Origin of the sequence: Variovorax sp. W2I14 (assembly GCF_050435205.1) — a bacterium.
GTDB lineage: Bacteria > Pseudomonadota > Gammaproteobacteria > Burkholderiales > Burkholderiaceae_C > Variovorax > Variovorax paradoxus_C.
The window spans coordinates 3,801,976-3,817,107 of record NZ_JBNDJX010000001.1; the positions used below are offsets into that span (position 1 = coordinate 3,801,976).

The following is a 15,132-nucleotide window of genomic DNA, read 5'->3' on the forward strand; positions in this document are numbered from 1 at the left end:
GACGTCAGCTCAGCTTGCCGTGGCACTGCTTGTATTTTTTTCCGCTGCCGCAAGGGCACGGGTCGTTGCGGCCGACGCGCGCGAAGGCGGCGGCTTCGGCGCTCAGGGCGCCCGCACCGATGGCCGCGAGGCGGCGCTGGTTGTCCTCGTCGACGCGCACCTCGACCTCACCGGTCTCGGTCGGCGCGGAGTAGGTGATGTTGGCCACGTTCTCGCCACGGCTTTCCATGGCTTCGGCGGCTTCCTCGAGCTGCTCGCCCGACTGCACGCGCACCGTCATGAGTTGGCGCGTGACTTCGTTCTTCACCGAATCGAGCAACTGGCCGAAGAGCTCGAAGGCTTCGCGCTTGTATTCCTGCTTGGGCTGCTTTTGCGCATAGCCGCGCAGGTGAATGCCCTGGCGCAGGTAGTCGAGCGAGGCCAGGTGTTCGCGCCAGTGGGTGTCGATGCTCTGCAGCAGCACCATGCGCTCGAACTGGGTGAAGTTTTCCTGGCCGATCAGCGCCACCTTGGCGTCGAAGGCTTCGTTGGCGGCCTTGACCACCTTCTCGAGCACGTCTTCGTCGGAGATCGCGTCGGAGGCCTCGACCTCCTTCTTGATCGGCATGTCCAGGCCCCACTCGTTGAAGAGCGCCTTCTCGAGGCCTTCCAGGTCCCACTGCTCCTCGACCGATTCGGCCGGCACGTACTGCCGCACCACGTCCATGAAGCAGCCTTCGCGCAGCGCGGCGATCTGCGCCGTGAGGTCGGTGGCATCGAGGATGTCGTTGCGCTGCTGGTAGATCACCTTGCGCTGGTCGTTCGACACGTCGTCGTACTCGAGCAATTGCTTGCGGATATCGAAGTTGCGCGCCTCGACCTTGCGCTGCGCGCTCTCGATGCTGCGGGTGACGATGCCCGCTTCGATGGCTTCGCCATCGGGCATCTTCAGGCGATCCATGATCGCCTTCACGCGGTCGCCCGCGAAGATGCGCATCAGCGGATCGTCCAGGCTCAGGTAGAAGCGCGAAGAACCGGGGTCGCCCTGACGGCCCGAACGGCCGCGCAGCTGGTTGTCGATGCGGCGCGACTCGTGGCGCTCGGTGGCAATGATGCGCAGGCCGCCGAGCGACTTGACGAATTCATGGTCCTTGGTCCACTCGGCACGCACGTGCGCGATGTCGGCCTGCTTGGTCGCTTCGTCGCGGCCTTCGTCGTTCTCGATGGCCTCGATCATCTTCTCGATGTTGCCGCCCAGCACGATGTCGGTACCGCGGCCAGCCATGTTGGTCGCGATGGTGATCATCTTCGTGCGACCGGCCTGCGCCACGATGTCCGCTTCGCGCGCATGCTGCTTGGCGTTCAGGACCTGGTGCGGCAAGCCCGCCTGCGTGAGCAGGCCGTCGATGATTTCGGAGTTCTCGATGGACGAGGTGCCCACCAGCACCGGCTGGCCGCGCTCGTAGCACTCGCGGATGTCCTGGATCGCTGCCTCGTACTTCTCGCGCGTCGTCTTGTAGACGCGGTCGAGCTGGTCTTCGCGCTTGCTGATGCGGTTGGGCGGAATGATGACCGTCTCGAGACCGTAGATTTCCTGGAACTCGTAGGCCTCGGTGTCGGCCGTGCCGGTCATGCCGGCCAGCTTGCCGTACAGGCGGAAGTAGTTCTGGAAGGTGATCGAGGCCATCGTCTGGTTCTCGGCCTGGATCTCGACGCCTTCCTTGGCTTCCACCGCCTGGTGCAGGCCGTCGCTCCAGCGGCGGCCCGTCATGAGGCGGCCGGTGAATTCGTCGACGATGGTCACTTCGCCCTGCTGCACCACGTAGTGCTGGTCGCGGTGGTAGAGGTGACGAGCACGCAGCGCCGCATTCAGGTGATGCATCAGCGTGATGTTGGCCGGGTCGTAAAGCGACGCGCCTTCGGGAATCAGCTTCAACTCGCCCAGGATGCGCTCGGCGTTTTCATGGCCGTCTTCGGTCAGGAAGACCTGGTGCGTCTTCTCGTCGACCGTGAAGTCGCCGGGCACCGTGACGCCTTCGCCCGTGCGCGGGTCGGCTTCGCCTTCCTGCTTCTTGAGCAGCGGCACCACCTTGTTGATGGCCAGATAGAGGTCGGTGTGGTCTTCGGCCTGGCCGCTGATGATGAGCGGCGTGCGGGCTTCGTCGATCAGGATCGAGTCCACCTCGTCGACGATCGCGTAATTCAGCTCGCGCTGGACCCGGTCGCCCGGCTCGTACACCATGTTGTCGCGCAGGTAGTCGAAGCCGTACTCGTTGTTCGTGCCGTACGTGATGTCGCTGCCGTAGGCTTCCTGCTTTTCTTCCCGCGGCATCTGCGGCAGGTTGATGCCCACCGTGAGGCCCAGGAAGTTGTAGAGCCGGCCCATCCACTTGGCGTCGCGGCTGGCGAGGTAGTCGTTCACCGTGACCACGTGCACGCCCTTGCCGGACAGCGCATTCAGGTACACCGGCAGCGTGGCGGTCAGCGTCTTGCCTTCGCCGGTTCGCATTTCGGAGATCTTGCCGTTGTGCAGCGCCATGCCGCCGAGCAGCTGGACGTCGAAGTGGCGCATCTTCATGATGCGCTTGGAGCCTTCGCGCACCGTGGCAAAGGCTTCCGGCAGCAGGGCGTCGAGCGATTCGCCCTTGGCCGCGCGGTCCTTGAACTCCTGCGTCTTCGCGCGCAGCGCGTCGTCACTGAGCTTCTCGAACTCGGGTTCGAGCGCATTGATGCGTTCCACCGTCTTGCGATACTGCTTGAGGAGCCGGTCGTTGCGGCTGCCGAAGATCTGGGTCAGGAAGTTGGTTGCCATTGGGTGGAGATGGGCGGGCGCCTGACACGACAGGCACTGCGACCGGATTCCCTAAGATATGGTGAAAGCAGTTGGGCGCGCTCGTTTCGAAATCAAGTTCGGCCTCGAGCAGCCTTTTTCCCGGCGCGAACGCCGGCAAACCGGGCATTTTAGCTGTCTTGTTTCTGTCCTCAGGATTACTCATGTATCGCCGCCTCGCCCCCGCCATCAGCCTGCACCAGGCTGCAGAAGGCTCGCCCACGCTGGGCGGCCTGATGGCGCGCGCGCGCGACAGCGCCGAGCGCCTGAAAGCCGTGGAAGGACTGATTCCACCCGCCATGCGCGGCGCCGTGCAGGCCGGCCCTGCCGAGGGCGACGTGTGGTGCCTGCTGGTCAAAGGCAGCGCCGCGGCCGCCAAGCTGCGCCAGCTCGCGCCGATGCTTGTCACGCGGCTCAAGAACAGGGGTTGGGATGTGGCGACGATCCGCATCAAGGTGCACACGGGCCGCTGATCGACCGGCCGGCGCTTTGAATTGATTTTTCGTCTGAAAGTAGATAATATTTCCAGATGACACCCTTGACGTCGCCCGCCGACGCACTCCTCCTGCTGCTCGACAAGCACCAGGTCAATGCCCTCCTCTCTCCCGACGACGTGCTCCAGGCCGTGCGCGAGGCCTTCGTGCTCCACAGCGACCGCGAAGGCCGCGTCTTCCCGGTCGTGCGCGAACCGCTCGCCACGGGCGGCGTTTTCGGCATCAAGTCGGGCGACGTACAGACGCAGGGCCTGCTCGGCTTCAAGGCCGCCGGCTTCTGGCCCGCCAACCGGCAGCGCGGGGGCGAGCCGCACCAGGCGACGATCCTTTTGATCGACCCCGCCACGGGCCGGCCGCTCTGCGTGATCGACGGCAACGCGATCACGACCGTGCGCACCGGCGCGGCGGGCGGGCTCGGCCTGCAGCAACTCGCGCGGCCCGACAGCACGCGGCTTTGCATCTTCGGCACCGGCGTGCAGGCGCGCATCCAACTCGACTTCGCGCTGCGTCTGCTGCCCTCCCTGCGCGAGGTGCGCTATGTAAGCGCCAATGGACAGCGCAACACCGCGTTCGAAGACAACTTCACAGCCCGCTGCAGCATCGCGCCCGCCGCCGACCGCAACGCCGCAGTCGCAGAGAGCGACATCGTGATCACAGCGACACCGGGCGGCGGCGCACTGTTCGACCTGGACGCGGTTCAGCCCGGCACGCACCTGAACTGCGTCGGCGCGGACACGCGAGGCAAGCGCGAACTCCCTGAAGGCCTGTTGCCGCGCGTGCGCCTTTTCGTCGACGACCGCACCCAGGCGCAGCAGATCGGCGAAACCCAATGGGCGCCCGATACGCCGAGCACAGAACTGGGCGATTTGCTGAGCGGCAAGACTTCATTCGAGCGCGCCCCAGGCGACATCACCGTCTTCGACATGACCGGCCTCGCGCTCCAGGATCTGACGGTCGCGCGCCTGCTTCACGAACGCGCGGCCGCCACGGGCACAGGCACACGCCTCGCCTGGCCCTGGTAATTCAGGCGGCAGCGCCGCCGAAGATCAGGCGGCAGCGCCGCCGAAGAGCTCGGTCATGAACTGCGTCGACTTCAAGCCGGTGCCGGTCAGAAGCACGACCGTCGTTTCGCTGGCTTGGATCTCACCCCGCTCCGCCAGCACATCGATGGCCGCAGCCGCCGTCGCGGACGTCGGCTCGGCATACAGCCCCGTCGAAGCCAACCGGCGCACCGCCGCCGCGATCTGCTCTTCGGTCAGCGCCACCGTCTTGCCGTTCGTCTCCCGCAGCGCCTGAAGAATTTCCTGCAGGCGCACGGGCCGCTTGATCGCCGTGCCTTCAGCGATCGTCGGCTTCACGATGCGTTCGACCAGCGTGTCCACACCCGCGACAAAGCTCGCATCCACCGGTGAGCAATTCAGCGGCTGCGCCACGAAGATCCGCGGCAGCTTCGCGATCTGCCCCGCGGCCAGCAGCTCCTTGAAGCCGATCCAGCACCCGAGCACATTGCTGCCCGCGCCGGCCGGAATCACCACGTTGTCGGGCGCGACGAAGCCCAGGTCTTCCCACAATTCATAAGCCAGCGTCTTCGTGCCCTGCAGGAAGAACGGATGCCAGTTGTGGCTCGCGTAGAAGATCGATTCGGATTGGCGCACCGCTTCGTATTCGGACTCCTCGCGCGGTCCCGGCACCAGTTGCACCTCGGCGCCGAAGGCACGGATTTGCGCCACCTTCGGCGCCGGCGTGTAGCTGGGCGCGAGCACCTTCACCTTGATGCCCGCCGCCGCGCCCGCGGCAGCAATGGCCGCACCGCCATTGCCGGAACTGTCTTCCAGCACCGCGTCGATGCCCAGTTGGCGCAGGAACGAAATCATCACGGACGCGCCACGGTCCTTGAAGCTGCAGGTCGGGTTGAACCATTCGAGCTTGAAGTGGGGCTCGAATGCGCCCCAGCGCTTCTGTACCAGCGGCGTGCAGCCCTCGCCCATGCTCGCGGGCTTGTCGATCACGACCGGCAGCGCCGCGCGATAGCGCCACACCGAGCGCTCGCGCGCATCGATGTCGTCGCGCGTGATGCCCGGCAGCGGCGTCACCATCATCGGATTGCCGTCGTCGGAGCGCCAACGGCGTTCCGAAAGGTCGTAATACCGACCGGTGCGCGGATCGATATAGCGTGCGGGTTCCTGGCGTGTCATGCGCGGTTCTCCTGGAGGATCTTTCTGGATTTGGATAATACATCCAGATATGGACTTTCTGTACAACTTGGATTCTTCGTCCAGAACTGGATACATTCCCGCCATGAAGAAGAAGTCCAACAAGCAGCTCCTGGAGATGCTGCGCAACATTGCCGAAGGCCTCGGCGAAACCTTCGCGCCCTTCTGCGAGGTCGTGGTGCACGACCTCAGCAATCCGAAGAATGCGATCTACGCGATCGAGAACAACCTGAGCGGCCGCGAGGTAGGCCAGGCAGTCACCGAACTCGGCCTCGCGCGCATCCGCGACCCCGAGTACCCGGCGGTGATCACGAACTACGCCAACACCTTTTCCGACGGCCGCAAGGTCAAGAGCACCTCCATCGGCGTGAAGGACGAGAGCGGCGAGTACGTGGCCGCGCTGTGCCTGAACGTCGACCTGACGCTGTTCCAGAGCTTCCAGGGCGCGATCTCGCAGTTCACGCGCATCGACGACCGCGAGGTGCACGAGAGCCTGGACACCGGCGCTGGCCATTCGGAGCGCATCCATGCGCGCATCGACGAATTCGCCGCGTCGCGCGCCACGAGTTCGCGGTCACTCAAGCCGGCGGATCGGAAGCAACTCGTGCAGGAGCTGAAGAAAGCCGGCTTCCTCGAGATTCGCCGCGGCGCCGAGATTGCAGCGGCGCACATGGGCGTCTCGCGCGCCACCGTGTACAGCGACGCGAAGTAAGCAGCAGCGGGTCGGGGTCTACTGCGGCTGCAAGCCGACCTCGTGCGCCACCTTCTGCCAGCGCTCGGCTTCCGAGCGGAGAAACGCGCGCAGCTCGCCCGGCGTCGAGCCCTTCATCTGCACGCCCAGCACCGCCATCCGCTCCTTCATCGAGGGATGCTCGAGTGCCGCGATGGCTTCGCGGCGCAGTTTTTCGATCACCTCGAGCGGCGTCGTGGCCGGCGCCACCATGGCCCACCACTGGTCGATCTCCATGCCCTTGAGGTTGTTCTCCGCGAGCGCGGGCACGTTCTGCAGGCCGGCGATGTTCACGCGCTGCGTGCTCGTGACGAGCAGCGGCCGGATCCTGTTGCCGCCCGCGAGGCTGGAGCCGCTGGCCAGCGTCGCGAAGTGGCCGGCCACCGTGCCGGCCGCCACGTCGGTCAGCGCCGGCGCCGAGCCCTTGTACGGCACCATGTTGAAACGGATGTTCGTGCGCCTCGCGAGCATCTCGGCCGCGAGATGGCTCACGGTGCCCGCGCCGCTGTGCGCCATGGCCGGTGGCGATGACTTGGCCGCGGCCGACTTGATGAAGGTCTTGAAGTCCTTGCTGTCTTCGTCCATGCCCGCGAAGAACACCAGTGGCGAGGTGCCGATCATGGTCACGGGCGTGAAGTCGCGCAGCAAGTCATAGGGCAGCTTGGCCGTCACCGCCGGCGCGATCGCGTGCGGCAGCTCGACGATGGCGATGGTGTAGCCGTCGGGCGCCGCCTTGGCGGCCGCGTCGGTGCCGATCATCCCGGCCGCGCCGGGCCGGTTGTCGACGATCACCGGGCTGCCGATGGTCTGGCCCATGCGCTGCGCCATGGCGCGGGCGATGGCATCGGTGCTGCCGCCGGCGGCCCATGGCACGACGAGCTTGATGGGCCGTTCGGGGTAGCCCGCCCACGCGGGTTGCGCGGCGGCGAGCAGGGTTGTGCAGCCGGCGGCCAGAAAGGCCCGGCGATGAATCGTCGGCATGAGGGTTCCTTTAGGGGTCAGACGGCCGGATCGGGCCAGCTCGGATCGCTCGAGGCGTTCGCAGTGAGCATCAGCACCACATGCGCGTCGGCGGCGATGGCACCGCTCTCGCGCAGTTGCCGCAGCGCGGCCAGGCCGCCGGCCGCGCACAGTTCGGCGCTCACGCCGGCAGCCGTGAGCAGCCGCCGCGCCGCGCGCGCCTCGTCGTCGCTCACCACCACCGCGCCGCCGCCCGTGGCGCTGGCGGCCTGCCACTGCAGGTAGGTCACGGTGGCGCCCGCCGTCGAAAACTGCGCGGTGTGGCCGGGGTAGCTGCCGTTGATCGCGCCGCCCGCAAACACACGCGCCAGGCGCGGGAACGGCTCCACCAGCCAGAGCCGCGGCAGACGCGGAATGCGCCCCGCGGCCAGCAGGTCGCGAAAGCCCGCGTAGATGCCCCACGCGAGGTCGCCGCGCGCGGTGGGAATGACGATGTGGTCCGGCAGGCCGGCGTCGGCCACGCACTCGGGGGCGATGGTCTTGTAGCCCTCGATGGCCAGCGGCGCGCTGCCGAGCGCGGGCAGGCGGTAATTGGTCAGCGCGAAGTAACCGGGGTACTGCGAGCGCTCGCGCACGAAGGCCCAGCGGCCGGCGTTGTCGGCGAACACATAGCGCCGCGCGCCCAGCGCATCGAGTTGGCGCGAATAGGTCGCCGGCATGCCTTCGTAGGTCGCCACCTCACAGCGCAGGCCCGCCGCCCACGCATAGTGCGCCGCCGACACCGCCGCATTGCCCGACGACGCGAGCACCAGCGTGTGGGCGCCGAAGTCCAGCGCCTGCGCCACGCCCACCGCCGTCATCCGGTCCTTGTGGGAGCCGGTGGGATTGCTCGATTCGTCCTTGAGGCCGAGCCGCGCGACGTCGAAATGCCGCGCCAGTTCCGTCATCTCCAGCATCGGCGTCTGGCCCTCGCCGAGGGTGAAGCCCGACGTGTAAGGCATGGGAATCGCATCGTGGCCTTCTGCTCGCTCTGTCGCGTCTCCGAGGTCAGGCAGGTAGCTCGCGCGCAGTGCGACGTGAAAGCCCGCCTTCTTGCAGGCGGGGCAGCCGTCGTGCGTCAGCGTGACCGGGTAGACCGCATCGCAGCGCAGGCACTGCAGGCCCCGCAGGCGCGGATTGCGCACCGGCTTGAGCGTGCGGGCCAGGGCGGAGGCGGCGGGATTCCCCGAACGATGGGCCGAGGGTTCCGCTGGCAAGGCGGCGAACTTGAAGTCCAGTACTGGCGAAGGCGTCACGGGGAAGGAGGTGTAGGAGTTGTGCCCAAATCTTATGCAATCGGAAATAAAATTACGCACCCCTAGATACTCAATCGATAAATAAACTTATCGGTGGCCATCGATGCGATTCGCTGAAATCGAGACCTTCCGGGCCCTGATGCGCGGCAGCTCCACCCGCAAGGCTGCGGCCTTGCTGCATGTGACACAACCCGCCATCAGCCAGTCGCTCAAGCGGCTCGAAGCGCAGGCGGGCATGCTGCTGTTCCAGCGCACGGGCGGGCGGCTGGTGCCCACGCCCGAGGCGCGCGCGCTGTGGATCGAGGTGGAGCGCGTGTTCATCGGCATGGACGCCATCGAGCACCGCGTGCGCAGCCTGCGCGACTTCGGCCTCACCCAACTGGAACTCAGTTGCTTTCCCGCCTACGGCCTCGGCTTCATGCCGCGCGCCCTCGCCCGTCTGAAGGCGCACCGCGGCGCCAGCCCCTGGCCGCAGGTGTCGCTGCAGGTGCTCAGTTCCAAGGATGTGCGCGACCGGGTGGCGATGGGCATCTCCGACTTCGGGCTCATGGCCGACGAGCTCTCGCTCGAAGGCATCGACCACTCGACCTTCTCGCGCTTTCCCGGCGTGGTGGTGATGCCCGAAGGCCATGCGCTCGCGCGCTTCAAGACCATCAAGCCGGAGCAGCTGGCGGAAGCGCCCTTTCTCGCGCTCAATCCCGAGGACCCTTCGCACCAGCGGCTCGAAGCAGCGCTTGCGCCCTACGGCGTGGCGCTGCGCGTGCTGGTGCAGACGCCCTACGCGGCCAGCGTGTGCGAGATGGCGCTGCGCGGCCTGGGCGTGGGACTGGTCAATCCGATCACCGCGCTCGACTACGCGGAGCGCGGGCTGGTAGTGCGCCGGCTGTCGATCGACGTGCACTTCACCTGCATCCTGGCGCTGCCGGCGGGCAAGGTGCTGTCGGCCACGGCGCGCGACTTTCTTTCGCTCATGCGCCTGCAGCTGGCCGAGGACGAGAAGCGCATGCAGCGCTATCTGCGCTAGGCCGATCGATTCACTTCCAGCTGAACTCGTGGTTCAGGCCGACCACGAAGCCCGTGACGCTTCGCCCGCCGAGCGGGCGGCTGCGCGAGGCGCTGATGTCCACGCTGATCAGCGGCGTGAGGCTGAAGCGCCCGCCGATGCGCGAGGTCCAGATGCCCGAGGCGCGACTGCGCTCGGCGATCAGCGACACGGCATCGTCGAGCGCCCACTCGGCGGCCAGGCCACCGCGCGGCGTGCGCACGCCCGTGCCGAGCGCCCAATCGGCACCGAGGTTCGCGTGCAATTGCAGGCTGTCGACCGGCCGCCAGGTCACTGGCACCACGAACTGCCCGCCCATGCGGCCACCGCGGCGGAGATCGGACACGGTGCCCGCCGACACGGCCGCGCTGAGCGGCGCGTCGCCGGCTTGTCCGAGGAAGGTCCACTTGAGTTGCGGCCCGGCGGTGATCGAATGAACGCGCTGTACGTCCTGAATCGAGAGCCGGTCGACGTTCAGCCCCAGTTCGACAGGCCCGACGCGGCACGACGGCCCGATGTGAAAGCCCGTGACCGGCTCGACGCCGGTGCGGCCCCACCAGGTCTCGTACTGGCACTGGCCAGGATCGAGCGTGCCCGCGTCGTCTACGTCGAAATGCCCTGCGGCCTCCGCGCCCAGGCTCGCCATCGCGCAGGAAGCCATCCACAGCCAGCCGGGATGCCAGCAGTGGTTCGATCGACGGATTGTTGTTCTCTGCCTGTTGTTCTTCATCGCGCATCCCAAGGCCCTCGGACCATTCTAGGGAGGCGGAAAGTCGGCGCGGTGACGCGCCGCAGCAGGGTGCGTTCAGATTTCGAACTGCGGCTGCAACTCGCGGATGCGCTTGATCGCCACGCCGGCCGCGGCGGTGCGCGTTTCCACGCCCAGCTTCACGTACACCCGCTCCAGGTGCTTCTTGGCCGTGGCCGGGCTGCTGCCGAGGATCTCGCCGATGTCCTTGTTGGTCTTGCCCTTGACCACCCAGTACAGCACCTCGGCCTCGCGCGCGGTGAGCTTCAGGCTCAGGCTCATCGCTTCGATCACCCCGGTGTCGGACACCTCGCGCATGATGATCATCCACTCGTCGCCGTCGTCGTCCTGGCCGGTCTGCTGATGCAGGCGCAGCGTGAGGCTGTTCGCGCCCTGCGCGATCGAGAGCGCCGGCGGTTCGATGCCGCGCTGGCGCGCATCGGGCGTGTGGCGCAGCAGCCATTCGAGCACCGCAGGCGGCGTCTCGGGCGCGCGCGTCTCGCAGTAGCGGTGCAGCAGGTCGCGCGCGAGCGCCGTCTGCCAGATGAGGCGTCCCTCGGGCAGCCGCACGGTGATGCTCGCGTACCCGAAGGCATCGAGCGCATTGCGGGCCTGCCCGGCCTGCCGCGCGTCCTGCCGCGCGCGGCGCGCGCCCTGCAGGTGCACGTTCATGCGCGCGAGCACTTCCTTGGGCTTGATGGGTTTGGTGACGTAGTCCACGCCGCCCGCCTCGAGCGCGGCCACGAGGTGCTCGGTTTCGGTAAGCCCCGTCATGAACACGATCGGAATGTGCGCGGTGGCGGCATCGGCCTTGAGCCGGCGCGCGACTTCGAAACCGTCGATGCCCGGCATCATCGCGTCGAGCAGCACGATGTCGGGCCGCGCCTGTGCGGCGCGCTGCAGCGCCTGCTCGCCGTTGGTGGCGATGAGCACGGTGTACCCCGATTCATCGAGCGCGTCGTGCAGCACCGCGAGGTTGTCTGGCACGTCGTCCACGATGAGCACGAGGTCGGCGTTGACGCCCTCGTCGCGCAAGCTTCGTGCGAGGGGCGATGGTTCGGGAGGCGGGGTGGTTGTCATGGCGCACTCACTGCTTCGGCCAGCGCCCGGCTCATGGCCTCGAACTGGAACTGGCGCGCCAGCACGCGCTGCGCCTCGGTCCATGCCATGCACTCGGGCTGTTCGGTGTCGATGTCGTCGAGATGGTTCATGATGCCGCGGAAGTAGCCGAGGCTCACCGCGTCTTCGAGTGCGCGCAGTCGCTCGCGCGAGGGCGGCTGCATCGTCTTCGGCGCGGCCGGCGCGGGCAACGCGGCGGCGGTGTCGGTCCACTTGAGGCCGAGCCGGCGTTCGAGCCAGTCGAGCAGTTCGGTGTGGCGCACAGGCTTCACGAAGAAGTCTTCGGGCGCGATGCCCACGTCGTTGTCCAGGCCCTTGTCGAAGGCGTTGGCCGAGACGATGGCCACGGCCTCGTCGGTCAGCCCGAGCTTGCGCGCGCGGCGGATCGTTTCCCAGCCGTCGATGCCGGGCATCGCGAGGTCCACGAACATCGCATCAGGCCGGTAGCCCGCGGCGATGAGGTCGAGCGCATCGTGGCCGCTGGCTGCCGTGCGCAACTCGAAGCCGAGCGGCGCGAGCACGTGCTCGAGCAAGTCGCGGTCGGCCTCTTCGTTGTCGACCACAAGAAGGCGGCGGCGCGCACCTTCATAGCCGCGGCGCGCGCGTGCCACCGGCACCGGCCGGCTTGCGCCCACCGCCGTGTCGTGCACGCGCGGCAGGAAGAGCCGCACGCAGAAGAGCGACCCCACGCCCGGCGTGCTCTGCACCTTCATCTCGCCGCCCATCAGGTCGGTCAGCATCTTGGCGATGGTGAGGCCCAGGCCCGCGCCCGGCGCCGACGAGGCGGCCGCATTGCCGCGCGCGAACGGCTCGAAGATGCGGTCGATGTCCTCGGTCGTCATGCCGGGGCCGGTGTCCTCGATTTCGATGGCCGCGAACTCGCGCGCATAGGCCAGGCGCAGCGTGACCTGCCCCGCCACGGTGAACTTGATCGCGTTGCCCAGCAGGTTGATGAGGATCTGCCCCACCCGCTTCTCGTCGGCGCGCACCACCTCGGGCAAGGCGCCTGCCGCCTCGAAGCGGAACTGCAAACCCTTCTCGGCCGCCTGCAGCTCGAACATGTCGGCCAACTCGCGCATGGTGTCGGCAAAGCGCATCGGCCGCGCATGCAGCGTGAGCTTGCCGGCCTCGATGTGCGCGATCGCCAGCGTGCCTTCGATGAGCGACAACAGATGCTCGCCGCCGCGCTTGATGACCGCCACCGCCTGCCGGCGATGCGGCGGCACCGAGTGGTCTTCGCCCATGAGCTGCGCATAGCCCAGGATGCTGTTGAGCGGCGTGCGCAGCTCGTGGCTGATGGCGCTGATGTAGCGGCTCTTGGCCTGGTTGGCCTGGTCGGCGGCGCGCTGGGCCTGCTCGGCCACCGCCCTCGCCTCTTCGGCCGTTTGCTTGGCGGCCTGCAGTGCGCGATCGGTTTCGCGGTGCAGTTCGATCTCGCGCAACAGCAAATGGGTCTGCCGGTTCGATTCTTCCTGCGCGACCTTGCGGCTCTGATGCGCGAGCACCAGCCACCACGCCACGATGCCCGCGATGACCAGCAGCGCCATGTACGCCTTGAGAAACCCCGAGCGCAGCGCCGACTGCTGCACGCCTGCCCAAACCTCGGACACGCCGGCCTGCGACGCGAGCTCGACCGCGCTTTCGGCCAGCGCCCGCAGCTCCTGCTGATAGAGCACGCCGAACACCACCGCCAGCAGCGGCACGATGATCAGCATCAGCAGCAGGAAGTGCCCGAGCCCCGTGTCCAGGTAGCGCCAGCTGCGCCGCGGCAGCAGCCAGCGCAATGCGGCCGACCACTGCGACGACAGGCTCGCATGCGGCTTGCACAGGTCGCCGCAGCGCGCATCGAGCGTGCAGCACAGCGAGCAGATGGCGCCTTGGTAGGCCGGGCAATGCGCCATGTCCGGCCCTTCGTACTCGCGCTCGCAGATCACGCAGTGCTGCACCTTCAGGCGCTGGTAGCTGCCGCTCTCGTCCGATTCGACCTTCGCCCAGCGCACCGTGCGGCCACCCGCTGCCGGGGTGAACGGCACGGCACCCGTCGCATCGGAGGCCCGCGCCAGGTAGTACTTGCCGCCGGTCGCCCACGCCAGCAGCGGCGAGGCGATGAGCGCGGTGCCCAGCGCGATCAGCGCCGAGAACGCCTGCGCCAGCGGCCCGAACACCCCGAGGTGCGCGGTGATCGACAGCACCGAAGCCAGCGCCATCGCGCCCACGCCCACCGGGTTGATGTCCCACAGGTGCGCGCGCTTGAACTCGATGCCCGGCGGCGAGAGCCCCAGCGGCTTGTTGATGACCAGGTCGGCCACCACCGACATCATCCAGGCGATGGCGATGTTGGCGAAGAGCCCGAGCACATCGCCCAGCGCCTCGAACACGTTCATCTCCATCAGCATGAAGGCGATGAGCGCGTTGAACACCACCCACACCACCCGCCCCGGATGGCTGTGCGCCACGCGCGAGAAGAAATTGCTCCAGGCCAGCGACCCCGCATAGGCGTTGGTCACGTTGATCTTGAGCTGCGAGATCACCACGAACAGCGCCGTGGCCGCCACCGCCCAGCCGTAGTTCGGGAACACGTACTCGTAGGCCGCGAGGTACATCTGGTTCGGATCGACCGCGCGCTCCACCGGCACCATGTGCGTGATGGCCAGGTACGCCAGCAGCGCCCCGCCCAGCATCTTGAACACGCCCAGCACCACCCAGCCCGGGCCGCCGGCCAGCACGCCCGCCCACCAGCGCCGCCCCGTGGTGGCGGTGCGCGCGGGCATGAAGCGCAGGTAGTCGGCCTGCTCGCCCATCTGGGTGATGAGCGCGATGCCAACCGTCAGGGCCGCGCCAAACAGGTGCAGATCGAAGCCTTTGGCACCTGCCTTGACCCCGTTGTAGTGCACGATGCCCGCGAACGCACCAGGATCGCGCACGAGCACGAACACAAAAGGCACCACCAGCATCAGCAGCCAGAGCGGCTGCGTCCACAACTGCAGCCGGCTGATGGCCGACACCCCGTGCGTGACCAGCGGAATGACCACCAGCGCGCACACCAGATAGCCCCAGACCGGCGGAATGCCCAGCGCCAGCTCCAGCGCATAGGCCATCACGGCCGCCTCGAGCGCGAAGAAGATGAAGGTGAAGCTCGCGTAGATCAGCGAGGTGAGCGTCGAGCCGATGTAGCCGAAACCGGCGCCGCGGGTGAGCAGGTCCATGTCGACGCCGTAGCGCGCGGCATACACGCTGATCGGCAGCCCCGCCAGGAAAATGATGAGCCCGGTGACCAGGATCGCCCAGAAAGCATTGGCAAAGCCGTACTTCACCAGCAGCGTGGCGCCCACCGCCTCGAGGATAAGGAACGACGCCGCCCCGAAAGCCGTGTTGGCCACCCGCCATTCGGACCACTTTCGAAAGCGCTGCGGCGTGTAGCGCAGCGCGTAGTCTTCGAGCGTTTCGCTCGCGACCCAGCTGTTGTAGTCGCGCCGGACCTTGACGATGCGCTGCGGGGCATCGTCGGAGGGGATGGGCGGGGCGTCTGGATTCACACCGTTTCGGTGCATCTTTCGTGCCTGAATCGTTGCTCGCCCCCAGGCTGCGCGCACTTCGTGTCGCTTCGCCAACCCCCTACCGGGGGCGGGCCGGCCGCTTCGGGCGGCCGTGCGCGGCGGCCCCTGGGCCTTCACCGGCACGACTGTTGCAAAGAAGAAGGCTTGCCCATAATGGCCGACCCT

Annotated in this window: 11 protein-coding genes; 4 read left to right on the forward strand and 7 right to left on the reverse strand. The window is 67.4% G+C overall.

Annotated features, from left to right (window positions below):
* Positions 1–4 precede the first annotated feature (4 nt).
* The gene (gene secA, locus QF040_RS17850) at positions 5–2,791 is read right to left on the reverse strand and encodes a preprotein translocase subunit SecA (protein WP_429612168.1); all 2,787 of its coding nucleotides are present in this window, start codon (positions 2,789–2,791) and stop codon (positions 5–7) included.
* Positions 2,792–2,973: 182 nt separating this feature from the next.
* Here secA and QF040_RS17855 point away from each other — a divergent pair, with 182 nt between their 5' ends.
* Together QF040_RS17855 and QF040_RS17860 are read left to right on the forward strand one after the other, a co-directional pair.
* Positions 2,974–3,282 carry a hypothetical protein gene (locus QF040_RS17855; protein ID WP_013543214.1) on the forward strand — a complete coding sequence of 103 codons (309 nt, stop codon included), beginning with the start codon at positions 2,974–2,976 and terminating at the stop codon, positions 3,280–3,282.
* A 56-nt stretch (positions 3,283–3,338) separates the two neighbouring features.
* Positions 3,339–4,325, forward strand: coding sequence for an ornithine cyclodeaminase family protein (locus tag QF040_RS17860; RefSeq protein WP_429612169.1), 987 nt, complete (start codon positions 3,339–3,341; stop codon positions 4,323–4,325).
* Positions 4,326–4,349: 24 nt separating this feature from the next.
* On the opposite strand, the gene QF040_RS17865 is transcribed toward QF040_RS17860, so the two are convergent.
* Positions 4,350–5,498, reverse strand: a complete 1,149-nt coding sequence (locus QF040_RS17865; protein WP_429612170.1) for a threonine synthase — start codon at positions 5,496–5,498, stop codon at positions 4,350–4,352.
* Positions 5,499–5,601: 103 nt separating this feature from the next.
* Between QF040_RS17865 and QF040_RS17870 the strand changes: the two genes are divergently transcribed.
* Positions 5,602–6,228 (forward strand): helix-turn-helix transcriptional regulator, encoded by a 627-nt coding sequence (locus QF040_RS17870; RefSeq protein WP_429612171.1) that lies wholly within the window; start codon positions 5,602–5,604, stop codon positions 6,226–6,228.
* A gap of 18 nt (positions 6,229–6,246) precedes the next feature.
* Here the strand turns inward: QF040_RS17870 and QF040_RS17875 are convergent, their stop codons facing one another.
* Together QF040_RS17875 and QF040_RS17880 are read right to left on the reverse strand one after the other, a co-directional pair.
* The gene (locus QF040_RS17875; RefSeq protein ID WP_429612172.1) at positions 6,247–7,227 is read right to left on the reverse strand and encodes a Bug family tripartite tricarboxylate transporter substrate binding protein; all 981 of its coding nucleotides are present in this window, start codon (positions 7,225–7,227) and stop codon (positions 6,247–6,249) included.
* Positions 7,228–7,244: 17 nt separating this feature from the next.
* Positions 7,245–8,501 (reverse strand): threonine synthase, encoded by a 1,257-nt coding sequence (locus QF040_RS17880; RefSeq protein ID WP_429612173.1) that lies wholly within the window; start codon positions 8,499–8,501, stop codon positions 7,245–7,247.
* Between the two features lie 103 nt (positions 8,502–8,604).
* Between QF040_RS17880 and QF040_RS17885 the strand changes: the two genes are divergently transcribed.
* On the forward strand, positions 8,605–9,525 hold the full coding sequence (locus tag QF040_RS17885; RefSeq protein ID WP_176659357.1) for a LysR substrate-binding domain-containing protein: 921 nt from the start codon (positions 8,605–8,607) through the stop codon (positions 9,523–9,525).
* Positions 9,526–9,535: 10 nt separating this feature from the next.
* On the opposite strand, the gene QF040_RS17890 is transcribed toward QF040_RS17885, so the two are convergent.
* The 3 genes from QF040_RS17890 to QF040_RS17900 form a co-directional block, all read right to left on the reverse strand.
* Positions 9,536–10,204: a hypothetical protein gene (locus QF040_RS17890; protein ID WP_429612174.1), complete on the reverse strand. Its 669-nt coding sequence runs from the start codon at positions 10,202–10,204 to the stop codon at positions 9,536–9,538.
* A gap of 144 nt (positions 10,205–10,348) precedes the next feature.
* Positions 10,349–11,371: a response regulator transcription factor gene (locus QF040_RS17895; RefSeq protein WP_013543222.1), complete on the reverse strand. Its 1,023-nt coding sequence runs from the start codon at positions 11,369–11,371 to the stop codon at positions 10,349–10,351.
* Positions 11,368–14,961, reverse strand: a complete 3,594-nt coding sequence (locus QF040_RS17900; RefSeq protein WP_429612175.1) for a hybrid sensor histidine kinase/response regulator — start codon at positions 14,959–14,961, stop codon at positions 11,368–11,370. Before QF040_RS17900 ends, QF040_RS17895 begins: the two co-directional genes overlap by 4 nt.
* Between the last annotated feature and the right edge of the window lie 171 nt (positions 14,962–15,132).

What these genes read in the sequence shown, in the direction of transcription:
- QF040_RS17865 (WP_429612170.1), bottom strand. Translation starts at nt 5,498, where the DNA reads ATGACACGCCAGGAACCCGCACGCTATATCGATCCGCGCACCGGTCGG.
- QF040_RS17870 (WP_429612171.1), top strand. Translation starts at nt 5,602, where the DNA reads ATGAAGAAGAAGTCCAACAAGCAGCTCCTGGAGATGCTGCGCAACATT.
- QF040_RS17885 (WP_176659357.1), top strand. Translation starts at nt 8,605, where the DNA reads ATGCGATTCGCTGAAATCGAGACCTTCCGGGCCCTGATGCGCGGCAGC.
- QF040_RS17895 (WP_013543222.1), bottom strand. Translation starts at nt 11,371, where the DNA reads ATGACAACCACCCCGCCTCCCGAACCATCGCCCCTCGCACGAAGCTTG.
- QF040_RS17875 (WP_429612172.1), bottom strand. Translation starts at nt 7,227, where the DNA reads ATGCCGACGATTCATCGCCGGGCCTTTCTGGCCGCCGGCTGCACAACC.
- QF040_RS17855 (WP_013543214.1), top strand. Translation starts at nt 2,974, where the DNA reads ATGTATCGCCGCCTCGCCCCCGCCATCAGCCTGCACCAGGCTGCAGAA.
- QF040_RS17860 (WP_429612169.1), top strand. Translation starts at nt 3,339, where the DNA reads ATGACACCCTTGACGTCGCCCGCCGACGCACTCCTCCTGCTGCTCGAC.
- QF040_RS17900 (WP_429612175.1), bottom strand. Translation starts at nt 14,961, where the DNA reads ATGCACCGAAACGGTGTGAATCCAGACGCCCCGCCCATCCCCTCCGAC.
- secA (WP_429612168.1), bottom strand. Translation starts at nt 2,791, where the DNA reads ATGGCAACCAACTTCCTGACCCAGATCTTCGGCAGCCGCAACGACCGG.
- QF040_RS17890 (WP_429612174.1), bottom strand. Translation starts at nt 10,204, where the DNA reads ATGGCTTCCTGCGCGATGGCGAGCCTGGGCGCGGAGGCCGCAGGGCAT.